Origin of the sequence: Curtobacterium sp. WHRI 8282, from assembly GCF_040223925.2 — a bacterium.
GTDB classification, from domain to species: Bacteria; Actinomycetota; Actinomycetes; order Actinomycetales; family Microbacteriaceae; genus Curtobacterium; species Curtobacterium flaccumfaciens.
In genome coordinates this window covers 403,050-417,764 of sequence record NZ_JBEHCD020000002.1, presented here as the reverse complement: position 1 = coordinate 417,764, position 14,715 = coordinate 403,050, and the positions used below count along the sequence as shown (strand labels likewise).

Genomic DNA, 14,715 nt, shown 5'->3' with positions numbered 1-14,715 from the left:
CCTCCGCGGGTGTTGCTGCTGGTGCTTACGCGTCCTGGCGCTTGAGACGCGCGTAGGAGCGCTGGCGAGCCGACGCGTCCAGCTCGACCTTGCGGATGCGCACGGCGGCGGGGGTGACCTCGACGCACTCGTCCTCACGGGCGAACTCGAGGCACTCCTCCAACGAGAGCTGACGCGACGGCGTCATCGACTCGAACGTGTCGGCGTTCGCCGAACGCATGTTGGTGAGCTTCTTCTCCTTGGTGATGTTCACGTCCATGTCGTCGGCGCGCGAGTTCTCGCCGATGACCATGCCCTCGTAGACCTCTTCGGTCGGGTTGACGAAGAACGACATCCGCTCCTGGAGGTTCGTGATGGCGAACGGCGTCACCACACCGGAGCGGTCGGAGACGATCGAGCCGTTGATGCGGGTCTGGATCGCGCCGGCCCACTCGTCGTAGCCGTGGAAGATCGCGTTGGCGATGCCGGTGCCGCGGGTCTCGGTCAGGAACGACGTGCGGAAGCCGATCAGGCCGCGCGACGGGACGATGAACTCCATGCGCACCCAGCCGGTGCCGTGGTTCGTCATGTTCTCCATGCGGCCCTTGCGAGCGGCCATGAGCTGCGTGATCGCGCCGAGGTACTCCTCCGGCGTGTCGATCGTCATGTGCTCGTACGGCTCCTGCAGCTTGCCGTTCTCGTCACGCTTCGTGACCACCTGCGGCTTGCCGACGGTGAGCTCGAAGCCCTCGCGACGCATCTGCTCGACCAGGATGGCGAGTGCGAGCTCACCACGACCCTGGACCTCCCACGCGTCGGGGCGGCCGATGTCGAGGACCTTGAGCGAGACGTTGCCGACGAGCTCGCGGTCGAGGCGCTCCTTGACCATGCGGGCGGTCAGCTTGTGGCCCTTGACCTTGCCGACGAGCGGGCTGGTGTTCGTGCCGATCGTCATCGAGATCGCCGGGTCGTCGACCGTGATGGTCGGCAGCGGGCGGACGTCCTCGGGGTCGGTCAGGGTCTCGCCGATGGTGATCGTGTCGAATCCGGCGACGGCGACGATGTCACCGGGGCCAGCCGACTCGGCCGGGTAGCGGTCGAGCGCCTTCGTGATGAGGAGCTCGGTGATGCGGGCGTTGACGACGGTGCCGTCGTGCTTGACCCACGCGACCGTCTGGCCCTTCTTCATGGTGCCGTGGAAGATGCGCAGGAGCGCGAGGCGACCGAGGAACGGGGAGGCGTCGAGGTTCGTGACGTGCGCCTGCAGCGGGTGCTCGTCGTCGTACTTCGGGGCCGGGACGTGCTGGAGGATCGCTTCGAACAGCGGCTCGAGGTCGTCGTTGTCGGGCAGCTCGCCGTCGTTCGGCTTGTTGCGCGACGCGGCGCCGTTGCGACCCGAGGCGTAGACCACCGGGACGTCGAGGATCGCGTCGAGGTCGAGGTCGTCGACCTCGTCCGACAGGTCCGAGGCCAGGCCGAGGAGCAGGTCCTGCGACTCGGAGACGACCTCGTCGATGCGGGAGTCGGGCCGGTCCGTCTTGTTGACGAGCAGGATCACCGGGAGCTTCGCGGCGAGCGCCTTGCGCAGCACGAAGCGGGTCTGGGGCAGGGGACCCTCGGAGGCGTCGACGAGCAGCACGACACCGTCGACCATGGAGAGGCCGCGCTCGACCTCACCACCGAAGTCGGCGTGGCCGGGCGTGTCGATCACGTTGATGGTGATGGGGCCGTCCGCGCCGAACTCGGTCGCGTGCTTGCCGTTGTAGAGCACCGACGTGTTCTTCGCGAGGATCGTGATGCCCTTCTCGCGCTCGAGGTCGTTCGAGTCCATCATGCGGTCTTCGCCCTCGAAGTGGGCGTCGAACGAGTTGGTCTGCGTGAGCATCGCGTCGACGAGGGTGGTCTTGCCGTGGTCGACGTGTGCCACGATGGCGACGTTGCGCAGGTCGGACCGGGTGGCGAGCGCCATACAGGACATCCTTCAATTTCTGGGAGAGTGTCGGGCCAGTGTTTTCACAGCACCGCACCCGTGGGCAGAACGCCCGACACGCCAGTCTACCGGTAGTTCGCAAGCGACAGGAGTACAGCGCATGAGCCGTCGGCGAACGTGGGTCGAGATCACCATCGTCCTGCTGCTCTCGCTCGGTGCCAGCGCCCTCTACTCGATCCTGCAGATCATCGACGACCTGTCGCAGACGACCCCGCTCGGCGAGCAGTCGACGGCCCTGAACACCTCGTCGACGACGGTGCAGTACGTCGACCTCGCCCGGCAGCTCCTCGGCATCGCGGTGGACCTGGCCCCGGTCGCGCTCGTCTGCTACCTGCTGTGGAGCACGTCGCGGCCGCACCTCGGGCGGCTCGGGATCGACCGGTTCCGGGCGAAGCCGGACCTGGGCGGCCCGGCGCTCATCGCGCTGTGCATCGGGATCCCGGGGCTCGCGCTGTACTTCGCAGGGCGGGCGCTCGGCATCACGGTCGCGGTCGACCCCGCCGCGCTCAACTCGTACTGGTGGACGGTCCCGGTCCTGCTGCTGTCCGCGATCCGCTCGGGTCTGCAGGAAGAGGTGATCGTGATCGGGTACCTCTACGCCCGACTCGGCGACCTGGGCTGGGGTCGCTGGCAGATGATCCTGTCGACCGCCCTGCTGCGCGGCAGCTACCACCTGTACCAGGGGTTCGGGGCGTTCATCGGCAACGCGGCGATGGGCGTCGTGTTCGGCTGGATCTACACGAGGTGGGGCCGGCTCCTGCCGCTCGTCATCACGCACGCGCTGCTCGACGCGGTGGTCTTCGTCGGGTACCCCTGGGTGGCGCACGCGTTCCCGCAGTTGTTCTCGTAGGCCGCGGAGCGCATCCACAGCCCCCGCACAGCGCGCCGAGGGGCAACCCCCGCCGGCTCGCCCTACCGTGAGACTCATGAGCATCCCCGCGATCGGCGAGTCCGCCCCGTCGTTCACCCTGCCGGGGATGGTCGTCCGCGGCGGCGTCCGCACCGACGACGAGTACGACCTGTCCGCCGAGATCGGCCGCACCGTGGTGCTGGCCTTCTACCCGGGCGACGCGACGGCGGTCTGCACGGCCCAGCTCTGCAGCTACCAGGCCGAACTCGACGAGTTCACCGACCTCGGCGCGACCGTGTGGGGCATCAGCCCGCAGGCACTCGACTCGCACGAGGGGTTCGCCCGCGGGTCCTCGCTCGCGTTCCCGCTGCTCAGCGACACCGCGGGCTCGGTGATCCGCGCCTACGGGGTGCAGGCACCGGGCATCGGCCTGCGCCGATCGGTCTTCGTGATCGGCCCCGACGGCGTGGTCCGGTGGCGGCACGTCGGCCTGGTCGGTCTGCGGTTCCCGAAGGCCGAGACCATCCGCGAACAGATCGAACTGCTCGTTTCGTAGGCCCCGGCGTGGGAGTCCGCTGAGTGCGCCGAGATGGGGTATTGACACCCCAACTGGGGGCGACGACCATGGACGGCACGAGGGTCCGTCCAGGATCTGCCTCCCCGGGGAATCGGGTCGTCCGGAGATACGCGCCGGTGTGTCACACCCGCTCCCCGGGCGTCTCCGGGGAGGCATCTCGTACCCTCGTCCGGTGCCCACCACCACCATCGTCGCCCCCGGCCTGCGCGCCCTCGCCGTCGTCCTCTGGGTCGTGGCCGTCGTGCTCGTCCCACTGGCCCTGCTCGGCGGCGACGCCCCCTGGCTCGTGCCGATCCCGAGCATCGCCGTCGCGTTCGTCGCGTGGGCGGCGCTGTGGCGGCCCCGGATCGAGCTGACGCCGGAGCACCTGCGCATCGTGGACGTCCGGCGGACCAGCACGTACACCTGGTCACGCATCAGCGAGGTGCGCACGAAGTACGGCATCGAGGTGGTCACCAGCGAGGGCGTCCGTCGCGTCTGGATCGCGACCCGCCCGACGGCGCGTCTCGCAGCGCACACCGGTGACCGGCCGGGAGGCCCGGATCGCCTGGACGTCGACGCTGCGGCCGCGCGGATGCTGGCCCACGTGCCCGCATCGGCCGCGCACGACGGGCCGCCCCCGTCGAGCGTGACGGCTGCGCCGATCACGCACCGCACCCACGGCTGGACGGTCCTGGCGATGGTCGTCCTCGGGGTCGCGGCGTCGCTGGCGGCGGCTCGGTTCTAGCGGTCGCGCAGTCGTCGCGGCCGGTCAGGTCGGCCGGCAGCCCGACGCAGAACGACACCCCCGACGTCGTGCGACGTCGAGGGTGTCGTTCGTGTGCGGTGTCGTTCGTGAACGCGGTGCCGACTACTTGGTGTAGCCGACGTCCTGCCACTTGACCGAGGACTGCTGGAACTGTGCCGGACCGTAGTTCACCAGGTCCTTGCGCACGCCCCAGGCGTACGGCTCGGCGAACAGCGGGATGGTGCCGGCGACCGCGACGATCTTCTTGTCGATGGCCTGCGCGTCCTTGATGCGGGCATCCGGGTCGAGCTCGCCGTTCGCCTTGTCCCAGGCGGCACCGAGCGAGTCGTCCGTCACGCCGGTGTAGTTCTGGCCGGCGTCGGCGGGGTAGTAGATCGACTTCAGCGACGAGATCGGGAACGGGGTGCCCTGCCACGCGAAGTACGTGGCGTCGAAGTCACGGGTCGTCGTGGTGATGTACTTCGTGAAGAAGTCGTCGGTGGGCACGGTGTCGATGGTCACCTTGAAGCCAGCGAGCTTGGTCTGCTGCTGCACGAGCTGCGCGACGTTCGCCGAGTTCGGGTTGTCCGACGGGATCACGAAGCGGACGTCGAGTTCCTTGCCGCCCTTGGTCGCGTAGCCGTCCGAGCCGATCTTCCAGCCGGCGTCCTCGAGCTTCGACTTCGCCTTGTCGGTGCTGTAGCCGTAGACGCTCGACACGTCGTCCTTGTAGCCCTCCTGGCCGGGCAGGTACGTCAGGTTGTTGAGCACGTCACCCGGGCTCTTCACCGGCGACAGGATCGCCTGGGCGAGCACCTTGCGGTTGATCGCCTGCGCGAACGCCTGGCGCACGTCCTGGTCCTTGAAGACGTCCGAGGTGCCGTTCAGCGTGATCTGGCGCTGCGTGGTGCCGAGCGACCGCTCGATCTTCGAGTCGGAGCGCGAGTTCGCCGTCTTGAGGTTGTCGGCGCTGCCGTTCAGGTTGAAGGCGTCGAGCTCCTTGTTGCCGTACGCCTGGGCGACACCGTCACGGGACACCGTCTTGAAGACGATCGTGTCGAGCTTGCCCTCGTCGCCCCACCACTTGGGGTTCTTCTCGAAGGTCACGACGCCACCGTTGGCGTCGAAGGACTTCAGGATGTACGGGCCACCGGAGACGTAGGTCTTGCCGTCGGCCGCGTACGGACCCTTGGCCCAGGCCTTGTTGAAGTGGTCCGGGGTGTCGACGGCCCAGTACGGGTAGATCGCGCCGAGGACGCTCGCCCAGTCGGCGTTGGTCTTCGAGAACGTCATGATGACGTCACGCTCGTCGGAGCCCTGCTTGACCGAGTCCACGTCCTCCCACACGTTGGTGGCGAGGGGCGCGAAGGCCTTGTTCGTGCCGTTCAGCGCCTTCCAGTTCGCGATGACGTCCTTCGCGCTGATCGGGGTGCCGTCCGACCACACGGCCTTCGGGTTGATCTTGATCTCGACGGTCTGGGGCGAGTCCTTGGTCAGCTCGACGGAGGTCGCGTAGTCCTTGTTCGCCTCCCACTCGCCGTTCTCCTTGAACTGGATGAAGCCCGGCAGGTAGGTCTGCGAGATCGTCGTGTCGTCGACGGTCCCCGAGTCCAGGTTGGCCAGCTGCCAGTTCGCCGGAGCCGTGTCGATCGGCAGGGTGATCGACCCTCCGTCCTTGACGTCGGCGCGGTCCGCGACGGTCCAACCGGTCGACTTCAGCGACGACTCGGCGACCGCGGAGTTGTCGCCGCCCGCTTCTCCGCCGCCGGAGCAGCCGGCGAGCACGACGGCAGCTGCCGCAGCGGTGGCCAGGACGGCGATGCCCTTGATCCTCTTTCGCATGGCGAGGATTCCCTTTCGTTGTGGTTCGCGCAGATCGCGCTGGACCGCGGCGGCCCCCGCCGTCGCGCCTGTTGGTTGAGAACCCTAGCCACATCCGAAGGCGGCACAAGGGTCTGTGCGATGAATCGAAACACGCTCGTAACGAATGTTGCATAGCGTCACTTCCGTTGTCCCACCCAGTCGCTCGAACGGCTAGCCTGTCGCCACCGACAACGCCGTCCGGTCGGACGGCCGCACCCAGAGGTCACGAACCACATGCTCGCCTTCATCGCAAAGCGGATCGTCAACTACATCGTCCTGACGATCGTGGCGACCACGCTCGGGTACATCCTCGCCAGCACGACGCTCAACCCGGCCGCCCGGTTCCTGGGGCGCAACCCGGCCGTGCCGCCGGGCACCATCCAGGCGTCGCTCCGCAAGCTCGGCGCCGATCCGGACACCCCGCTCCTCGTCCGCACCTGGGACTGGTGGGTCGGTCTGGTGACGCACGGCTCGCTCGGCATGAGCACCCGCGGCACCGAGGTGACGGCCGACATCATCGCCCGCTCCGGCACGAGCCTGCGGCTGCTCGTGATCGGCACACTGCTCGGCGCGATCCTCGGGGTGCTGCTCGGCGTCTGGAACGCGGTCCGGCAGTACCGCACGTCCGACCAGGTGTCGACCTACCTGTCGTTCGCGGTGCTCGCCACCCCGACCTTCGTCATCGCGGTCGTGCTGATGATCCTCGCGACCACGCTCAACCAGGGCGTCGGGACGCAGGTGATCCGGTTCACCGGCGAGTACACGCCGGGGGTGACCGGGTTCTTCCCGGTGCTCGGCGACCGGCTCGGGCACCTGCTGTTACCGACGATCTCGCTCACCATCGGCGCCGTCGCCACGTACTCGCGCTACCAGCGCTCGGCGATGCTCGACGTGCTGTCGAACGACTTCATCCGCACCGCACGGTCGAAGGGCCGCACCCGCGGGTCGGCGATCATGCGCCACGGTGTGCGGGTCGCCCTCATCCCGATGTCGACCTTCTTCGCGTACTCGTTCGGACTCATCCTGACCGGCGCGAGCATCACCGAGCTGGTCTTCAGCTGGCACGGCATGGGCGAGTACTTCGTCCAGAGCATCAGCAACAACGACATCAACGCGGCGTCGGGCACGATCCTCTTCACGGCGATCCTCGTGCTCATCGCAGGAACCCTCGCGGACCTGCTGTACGCCGCGCTCGACCCGCGAGTGAGGGTGTGACCCGTGTCTGTTCTCGACCCCACGACCACGACCACCGCCGGTGACCCCGGCGACGGCAACGCCGGTACGCCGGCGCACGTCATCGAGGTGAAGGGCGGCCGCACCCCGCTCTGGCGCAAGGTGTTCGGCACCTGGCGCGCGCGCATCGGCGGCAGCGCCCTGCTCCTCATCATCCTCTGGGCGTTCCTCGGCCCGTACCTGTACCACTGGAACGCCGTCGACTCGGACGGACTGGCGTTCGGCATGCCGCCGAGCGCCGCGCACTGGTTCGGCACGAACGACATCGGCCAGGACATCTACGCGCAGACCCTGGTCGGCCTGCAGAAGTCGCTGCTCATCGGTCTGATCGCCGGTCCGGCAGCGACCCTGATCGCCGGCATCGTCGGCGCGATCGCCGGGTACTTCGGCGGCGTCACCGACCGGCTGCTCGTGTGGGTCATCGACCTGCTGCTCGTGATCCCGTCGTTCTACGCGCTCGTGCTGCTCAGCCCGGTGTTCAAGAACCTGACGTGGGTGGCCCTCATCGTCGGCCTCGCGGTGTTCAGCTGGATGGTGATGGCCCGGGTGATCCGCGGTCAGACGATGTCGCTGCGCGAACGCGATTACGTCAAGGCCGCCCGGTTCATGGGTGTCCCGGCGTTCACGATCATCCGGCGGCACATCCTGCCGAACGTGGCGTCGCTGCTCATCATCGACGCCACGCTCGGCGTCGGTGCCGCGATCCTGGCGGAGAGCTCGCTGAGCTTCTTCGGCTTCGGCATCCAGATCCCCGACGTCTCGCTCGGTACCCTGCTCGCCGCCGGCAGCCAGTCCGCCGTCACCCGCCCGTGGCTGTTCGTCCTGCCCGCCGCGACGCTCGTCGCGACCGTGCTCTCGACCAGCCTGCTCGGCGACGCCCTGCGCGACGCCATCGACCCCACCTCCGGAGCCAACCGTGACTGAGCCGCTGCTCACCGTGTCCGACCTGTCGGTCACGTTCAACCCGAAGACCAAGCCCGTCTACGCGGTCCGGGGTGTCGACTACTCGGTGGCTCCCGGCGAGTTCCTCGGCATCGTCGGCGAGTCGGGTTCCGGCAAGTCGGTGTCCTCGATGGCCGTGATGGGGCTGCTGCCGTCGTCCGCCCAGGTGCAGGGCAGCATCCGGTTCGACGGACAGGAGCTCGTCGGCAGGAACGACCGCGAGATGTCGGCGCTGCGCGGTCGTGACATCGCGATGGTGTTCCAGGACCCGCTGTCCGCCCTGACGCCGGTGTACACGATCGGCCAGCAGATCATCGAGGGCCTGCGCCTGCACGACCGCTCCCTCAGCCAGCACGCCGCACGCACCCGCGCCGAGGAACTCCTGCGCATCGTCGGCATCCCGAACCCGGCTCGACGACTCGACGCGTTCCCGCACGAGTTCTCCGGCGGCATGCGCCAGCGCGCGATGATCGCCATCGCCATCGCGAACGACCCGAAGCTGATCATCGCGGACGAGCCCACCACGGCGCTCGACGTGACGATCCAGGCGCAGATCCTCGACGTGCTGCAGACCGCCAAGGACATGACCGGTGCGGCCGTCGTGCTCATCACCCACGACCTCGGCGTCGTCGCCGGCAACGCCGACCGCGTCGCCGTGATGTACGCCGGCCGGATCGTCGAGACGGCGCCGGTGCTCCCCCTGTTCCGCGAGCCGGTGATGCCGTACACGATCGGGCTGCTCCGCTCGATGCCGAACATGACGTCCGCCCGCACCGAGCGACTCGTCCCGCTCGACGGCCGCCCGCCCCTGCTCACGCAGAAGCCGACAGGCTGCCCGTTCGCCGACCGCTGCCCCGCCGTCATCGACGCCTGCCGCGACGGCGAACCCGCCCTCGTCGCACCGTCGGTGCCGCAGAGCGCCGACAACCCGGTCCTGACCGGTGCCGTCACGACGATCGGCAACGGAACCCTGCTCGACGACCACACCGCCGCGTGCATCCGTCGCGACGAGATCGCCGCGGGCACCCTCGAGCGCTCGGAGATCTTCCCCCGCCCCGAGGACGTCCCCGAGGCGGCCGTCGACCACGGCGACGACGTCGTGCTCGAGCTGCAGGACGTGGTCAAGACGTTCCCGCTCACCAAGGGCGCGCTGTTCCGCAGGCAGATCGGCGAGGTGCACGCCGTCGACGGCATCTCCCTGACGCTCAAGCGCGGGCAGGTGCTCGGCCTGGTCGGCGAGTCCGGCTGCGGCAAGACGACCACCATCATGGAGATCCTCGAGCTCGCCGGGGCCCAGCACGGCACCATCCGGGTGAACGGCGTCGACACCGCCTCGCTGTCCAAGAAGGACCGTCTGGCACTGCGCCGCGACATCCAGGTCGTGTTCCAGGACCCGATGGCGTCGATCGACCCCCGGCTCGACATCGGCTCGGTGATCGGTGAACCCCTCACCGTGCACGGCGTCGCGAAGGACGAGATCCGCCGGCGGGTGCGCGACGTGCTCGAGCTGGTCGGGCTCGAACCGAGCTACATCGACCGGTACCCGCACGAGTTCTCGGGTGGCCAGCGGCAGCGCATCGGCATCGCCCGTGCGCTCATCGTCGAGCCGAAGATCCTGGTGCTGGACGAGCCGGTCTCCGCGCTCGACGTGTCGGTGCAGGCCGGTGTGATCAACCTGCTCGAGGACCTCAAGCACCGCCTCGGGCTGTCGTACCTGTTCGTGGCGCACGACCTGTCCGTGGTCCGGCACATCGCCGACGACGTCGCGGTCATGTACCTCGGCCGCATCGTCGAGTACGGCGACGGCGACGCGGTGTTCTCGGACCCCCAGCACCCGTACACGCGGGCCCTGCTGTCGGCCGTGCCGGTGCCGGACCCCCTGGCCGAGGCCGCCCGCGGGCGCATCCTGCTCGACGGCGACCTGCCCTCCCCCACGGAGCGCATCGACGGGTGCCGGTTCCGCACGCGCTGCCCGCTCTACCAGCTCCTCGACGAGGGCCGGCAGGAGCAGTGCCGCACGATCGACCCGGGTCTCGAGCCCGTGCACGGCCGTGGTGTCGCCTGCATCCAGACCGACCAGGAGCACCTGCTCACCGAGCGGGTCGGCGCGGTCGTCTGACGACGTCGGTCACGCCGTGGACGTGACCAGCAGACGGACGGGAGGCCCGGTACCAGCTGGTACCGGGCCTCCCGTCCGTCGCGTGGTCGCGATCGCGAGCCGCGTCAGGCTCCCAGCCACAGGCTGAGCAGCGAGGCGGCGAGCAGCGCCAGCGCGGCTGCGCCGACCGTCAGGGCCGGCACGTCCCAGCCACGCACGGCGTCGCCGGCACCGGTGCCGTCGCGGTGCTCGGACCAGCGGTCGAGCAGCACGGTCATCTCGTCGGGCTGTCGCAGGACCGCCCGCTCGCCGCGCCGGGCCGGCTTCGGCCGTGGCAGCGACGGGCCGCCCCAGCACTGGACCTTCCGGCCGGCGACCGTCTCGATCACGATCTGCCAGCGGAGCCGGACGTCGGCGACGGCCTGCCACGGCACCACGGTGCGGCGGAGCGGGTTGACCACGGTGACCGCGCGCTCGTCGATGACGATGCACGGGCGGTAGGTCAGGACCCAGAGCGCCCAGACGAGCACGGCGATCGGGCCGGCAGCGCGGAGGACGACGTCCCAGCTCCCCCGGAACGCCGCATCGCCGAGCAGGAACAGCCCCAGGACGGCGACGAGGCCGGACGCCACCGCGCCCCCGCGACCAGCGCGGAGGACGACGGGGCGTCCGGCCTCGTTCGTGTCCAGGTGGATCAGCGTCCGAACTCGAACCCGGCGCCGGGGATGGCGGCCAGGAGGTCCTTCGTGTACTGCTCCTTCGGGGCGGCGAAGACCTCGTCGGTCGTCGCCTTCTCGACGATCTGCCCACGGCGCATGACGCAGACGTTGTCCGCGACGAGGCGGACGACCGCGAGGTCGTGCGTGATGAACAGGTACGTCAGGCCGAGCTCGGTCTGCAGCTCGGTGAGCAGGTCGAGGATCTGGCCCTGCACGAGCACGTCGAGCGCGGAGACGGCCTCGTCGAGGACGATGACCTCCGGCTTGAGCGCCAGCGCACGAGCGACGGCGATGCGCTGGCGCTGGCCGCCGGACAGCTCGTTCGGGTAGCGGTTCACCATCGACTTCGGCAGCGCGACCTGGTCGAGCAGCTCGAGCACCCGGGCGCGACGCGAGGCCTTGTCGCCCACCTTGTGCGTGGCGAGCGGCTCGGCGATCGTGTTCCCGACGTTGTACATCGGGTCCAGGGAGCCGTACGGGTCCTGGAACACCGGCTGCACGCGGCGGCGGAAGTCGAAGAGGTCCTTGCCCTTCAGCGCGCCGATGTCGATGCCGTCGAACTGCACGGTGCCGCTCGTGATGCTCTCGAGCTGCAGGACGAGCTTCGCGACGGTCGACTTGCCCGAACCGGACTCGCCGACGAGCGCCGTGGTGGTGCCCTTCTGGATCGAGAACGACACGTCGTCGACGGCCTTGAGCTCGCGGGTGGCGAGGCTCTTGCCGCGCAGCTTGTAGACCTTCTCGAGGTTCTTCACCACGATGAGGTCCTCGGCCGGACGGTGCTCGCGTTCCTGGGCCCGGGCGATCAGCTCGGCGTCGTCGTTGCCGGCGTCGGAGATGTCGACCCGCTGGTGCTGCACCTTCGACTGGATGCGACGGCTGGCCAGCGACGGGGCCGCCGCGACGAGACGCTGCGTGTACGGGTGCTGCGGGTTGGCCAGGATCTCCTTCGAGGGACCGGCCTCGACGACCTGGCCCTTGTACATCACGACGAGCTTCTCAGCGCGCTCGGCGGCGAGCCCGAGGTCGTGCGTGATGAACAGCACCGAGGTGCCGAAGTCGCGGGTCAGGCTCTCGAGGTGGTCGAGGATGACGCGCTGGACGGTGACGTCGAGCGCACTCGTCGGCTCGTCGGCGATGAGCAGCTGCGGGCGGCTCGACAGACCGATGCCGATGAGCACGCGCTGGCGCATGCCGCCGGAGAACTCGTGCGGGTACTGCTTCAGGCGGGTCGACGCGTCGCCGAGACCGGCTTCCTGCAGGACCTCGATCGCACGGTCACGGACGGCCTTCTTACCGGTCGCCATGCCGTTCGCGCGGATCGCCTCTTCGACCTGGAAGCCGATCGACCACAGCGGGTTGAGGTTCGACATCGGGTCCTGGGGGACGTAGCCGATCTCCTTCCCGCGGATCTCCGACATCTCCTTGTCGCTCAGCCCGACGAGCTCACGCCCGTTGAACTTGATCGAACCGCCGGTGACCTCACCGGTACCGGGGAGCAGCTTGATGATCGCCTGGGCGCTCGTCGACTTGCCCGAACCGGACTCCCCGACGATGGCCAGGCGCTCGCCCTGCTCGAGGGTGAGGTTGACGCCGCGGACGGCCTGCACGAGGCCGCTCTGGGTCTTGAAGCCGACCTGCAGGTCGGTGATCTCGAGCAGCGGCGCGCCGGAACCCCCGGTGCGGCTGCTGTTCGTCTGGGTCAGTGTCTCGCTCATCGGCGGGCCCTCGCCTTCGGGTCGAGCGCGTCGCGCACCACGTCACCGAGGAGCAGGAACGCGAGCACGGTGATGGACAGGGCAGCCGACGGCCAGAAGATCGTCGACGGGTTCGTGCGGATCGACGTCTGGGCGGTGCCGATGTCGAGGCCCCAGCTCAGGGCCGACGGCGGCAGACCGATGCCGAGGAACGACAGCGTGGCCTCGGCGACGATGAACGTGCCGAGCGACACGGTCGCGACCACGATGACCGGAGCCAGCGAGTTCGGGATGACGTGGCGCAGGAGCGTCCGGAACCGGCTGACGCCCAGGGCCGCCGACGCCATGACGTAGTCGGCCTGCTTGGCGCTCAGCACGGCGCCACGCATGATGCGGGCGATCTGCGGCCACGCGAACGCCGCGAGGACGAGCGCGACGGTGATCGCGTTCCGTGCCGGGATGACAGACATGATCACGATCGCACCGAGGACGGTGGGGATCGAGAAGAAGATGTCACCGATGCGGGACACGATCGTGTCGAGCCAGCCGCCGTAGAAGCCGGCCAGGGAACCGATCACGATGCCGACGATCGACACCAGGATCGTCGCGACGATGCCGACGATGAGCGAGTTCTGGGCACCCCAGATCACGCGGGCGTAGACGTCCGAGCCCTGACGGGTGAAGCCGAGGATGTGCCCGGCCTCGGGTCCGCCGTCGCTGTTGTCCAGGTTCGACGCCCTCGGGTCGACGTGGGCGAAGAGCCCCGGGAAGACCGCGACGACGATGATCAGAAGGATCAGGACCGAGGAGATCCAGAACGTCGGGCGGGTCCGCATCGACTCCCAGGCGTCGGTCCACAGGGAACGGGTCTTCTCGTCCTCGTTGACCTGGTCGACCGCCTGCAGGGGGGTTTCTTCGAGCGGGGCGACGTAGTGCGTCGCCGAGCGGGGTGCGGCGTTACTTGGCATAGCGGATCCTCGGGTCCAGGACGGCGTAGAGCAGGTCCACCAGGAGGTTGGCGAGCATGAAGATGATGACCATCACGGCGACGAAGGAGACCACCGTCGGGCCCTCGCCGAGCTTGACGGCACGGAACACCGTGCCGCCGACACCGTTGATGTTGAAGATGCCCTCGGTGACGATCGCGCCGACCATCAGGTTGCCGATGTCGACACCCAGGTAGGTCACCACGGGGATGAGCGAGTTCCGGAAGATGTGCACGCCGACGACACGACGACGGGGCAGGCCCTTGGCCGTGGCGGTGCGCACGAAGTCGGCGCTCATGTTCTCGGCGACGCTGGCCCGGGTCAGACGCACGATGTACGCGAACGACACCGAAGCGAGCACGATCGCCGGCAGGACGAGTTCACTCCACGGTGCCTCCCCGGACACCGTGACCCGGAACAGTCCGAGCTTGATGCCGAAGACGTACTGCAGCACGAACCCGACGACGAACGTCGGCACCGAGATGAGCAGGAGCGACACGACGAGCGCGGTGGCGTCGAACAGCTTGCCCTTGCGCAGACCCGCGATGACGCCGACGACGATGCCGGCGACGGCCTCGAACACGAGCGCGAGGATCGCCAGGCGCGCGGTGATCGGGAAGGCCGACGCGAGCTGCTGGCTGACCGGCAGACCGGAGTAGGTCACGCCGAGGTCGCCGCGGAACACGCCGCCGATCCAGAGCAGGTACTGCACGATGAACGGCTTGTCGAGGTTGTACTGCTGACGCAGCGTCTCGATGACCTGCGGCGACGGCTGCCGGTCGCCGAACAGCGCGGCGATCGGGTCGCCGGGCAGCGAGAAGACCAGGAAGTAGATGAGGAACGTGGCCCCGAAGAACACGGGGATGAGTTGCAGGAGGCGCTTGCCGAGGTACCAGAGCATCAGATCACTGCCCGGTCCGGAGCGATGTCGATCAGGTTCATTGTGGTGAGGGGTGGACGGTCCGAGGGTCGGCACGGATGTCCGGTGCGGGAGGGCGCCCGCTGTGTGGGGGTGTTGTCACCGTGGTACGGGGGTTCGGGGACCTGTGCGGTC

Annotated in this window: 12 protein-coding genes; 6 read left to right on the top strand and 6 right to left on the bottom strand. The window is 68.8% G+C overall.

Features of this window, described 5'->3' with window-relative positions; all coding sequences use genetic code 11:
• Positions 1 to 25 precede the first annotated feature (25 nt).
• Positions 26 to 1,948, bottom strand: a complete 1,923-nt coding sequence (gene typA / locus ABRP24_RS08300; protein ID WP_027464562.1) for a translational GTPase TypA — start codon at positions 1,946 to 1,948, stop codon at positions 26 to 28.
• 121 nt (positions 1,949 to 2,069) lie between these two features.
• On the opposite strand from typA, the gene ABRP24_RS08295 reads away from it, so the two are divergent.
• The 3 genes from ABRP24_RS08295 (at position 2,070) to ABRP24_RS08285 (ending at position 4,123) form a co-directional block, all read left to right on the top strand.
• Positions 2,070 to 2,819, top strand: a complete 750-nt coding sequence (locus tag ABRP24_RS08295) for a CPBP family intramembrane glutamic endopeptidase (protein WP_349848068.1) — start codon at positions 2,070 to 2,072, stop codon at positions 2,817 to 2,819.
• A 76-nt stretch (positions 2,820 to 2,895) separates the two neighbouring features.
• Positions 2,896 to 3,375 (top strand): peroxiredoxin, encoded by a 480-nt coding sequence (locus ABRP24_RS08290; RefSeq protein WP_111110026.1) that lies wholly within the window; start codon positions 2,896 to 2,898, stop codon positions 3,373 to 3,375.
• 193 nt (positions 3,376 to 3,568) lie between these two features.
• Positions 3,569 to 4,123, top strand: coding sequence for a PH domain-containing protein (locus tag ABRP24_RS08285; protein WP_349848073.1), 555 nt, complete (start codon positions 3,569 to 3,571; stop codon positions 4,121 to 4,123).
• 123 nt (positions 4,124 to 4,246) lie between these two features.
• Here ABRP24_RS08285 and ABRP24_RS08280 read toward each other — a convergent pair whose 3' ends face one another.
• Positions 4,247 to 5,965 carry an ABC transporter family substrate-binding protein gene (locus tag ABRP24_RS08280; RefSeq protein ID WP_071244946.1) on the bottom strand — a complete coding sequence of 573 codons (1,719 nt, stop codon included), beginning with the start codon at positions 5,963 to 5,965 and terminating at the stop codon, positions 4,247 to 4,249.
• A gap of 255 nt (positions 5,966 to 6,220) precedes the next feature.
• On the opposite strand from ABRP24_RS08280, the gene ABRP24_RS08275 reads away from it, so the two are divergent.
• The 3 genes from ABRP24_RS08275 to ABRP24_RS08265 are packed head-to-tail and all read left to right on the top strand — an operon-like array spanning position 6,221 to position 10,280.
• A complete protein-coding gene (locus ABRP24_RS08275) occupies positions 6,221 to 7,201 on the top strand; it encodes an ABC transporter permease (RefSeq protein WP_027464558.1) in 981 nt (326 codons plus the stop codon).
• A 3-nt stretch (positions 7,202 to 7,204) separates the two neighbouring features.
• The gene (locus ABRP24_RS08270) at positions 7,205 to 8,143 is read left to right on the top strand and encodes an ABC transporter permease (protein WP_083404166.1); all 939 of its coding nucleotides are present in this window, start codon (positions 7,205 to 7,207) and stop codon (positions 8,141 to 8,143) included.
• The gene (locus ABRP24_RS08265) at positions 8,136 to 10,280 is read left to right on the top strand and encodes a dipeptide ABC transporter ATP-binding protein (protein WP_301600380.1); all 2,145 of its coding nucleotides are present in this window, start codon (positions 8,136 to 8,138) and stop codon (positions 10,278 to 10,280) included. Before ABRP24_RS08270 ends, ABRP24_RS08265 begins: the two co-directional genes overlap by 8 nt.
• Positions 10,281 to 10,384: 104 nt before the next feature.
• On the opposite strand, the gene ABRP24_RS08260 is transcribed toward ABRP24_RS08265, so the two are convergent.
• From ABRP24_RS08260 to ABRP24_RS08245, 4 genes are all read right to left on the bottom strand, one after another.
• Complete coding sequence (locus ABRP24_RS08260) at positions 10,385 to 10,891, bottom strand: PH domain-containing protein (RefSeq protein WP_214542376.1); 507 nt, start codon at positions 10,889 to 10,891, stop codon at positions 10,385 to 10,387.
• A gap of 62 nt (positions 10,892 to 10,953) precedes the next feature.
• Entirely contained in the window at positions 10,954 to 12,696 is a 1,743-nt protein-coding gene (locus tag ABRP24_RS08255; RefSeq protein ID WP_349848079.1) for an ABC transporter ATP-binding protein, read from the bottom strand.
• Positions 12,693 to 13,643, bottom strand: coding sequence for an ABC transporter permease (locus ABRP24_RS08250; protein ID WP_027464554.1), 951 nt, complete (start codon positions 13,641 to 13,643; stop codon positions 12,693 to 12,695). Before ABRP24_RS08250 ends, ABRP24_RS08255 begins: the two co-directional genes overlap by 4 nt.
• Positions 13,633 to 14,562, bottom strand: a complete 930-nt coding sequence (locus tag ABRP24_RS08245; RefSeq protein ID WP_027464553.1) for an ABC transporter permease — start codon at positions 14,560 to 14,562, stop codon at positions 13,633 to 13,635. The genes ABRP24_RS08250 and ABRP24_RS08245 overlap by 11 nt, the downstream gene beginning before the upstream one ends.
• Positions 14,563 to 14,715 lie beyond the last annotated feature (153 nt).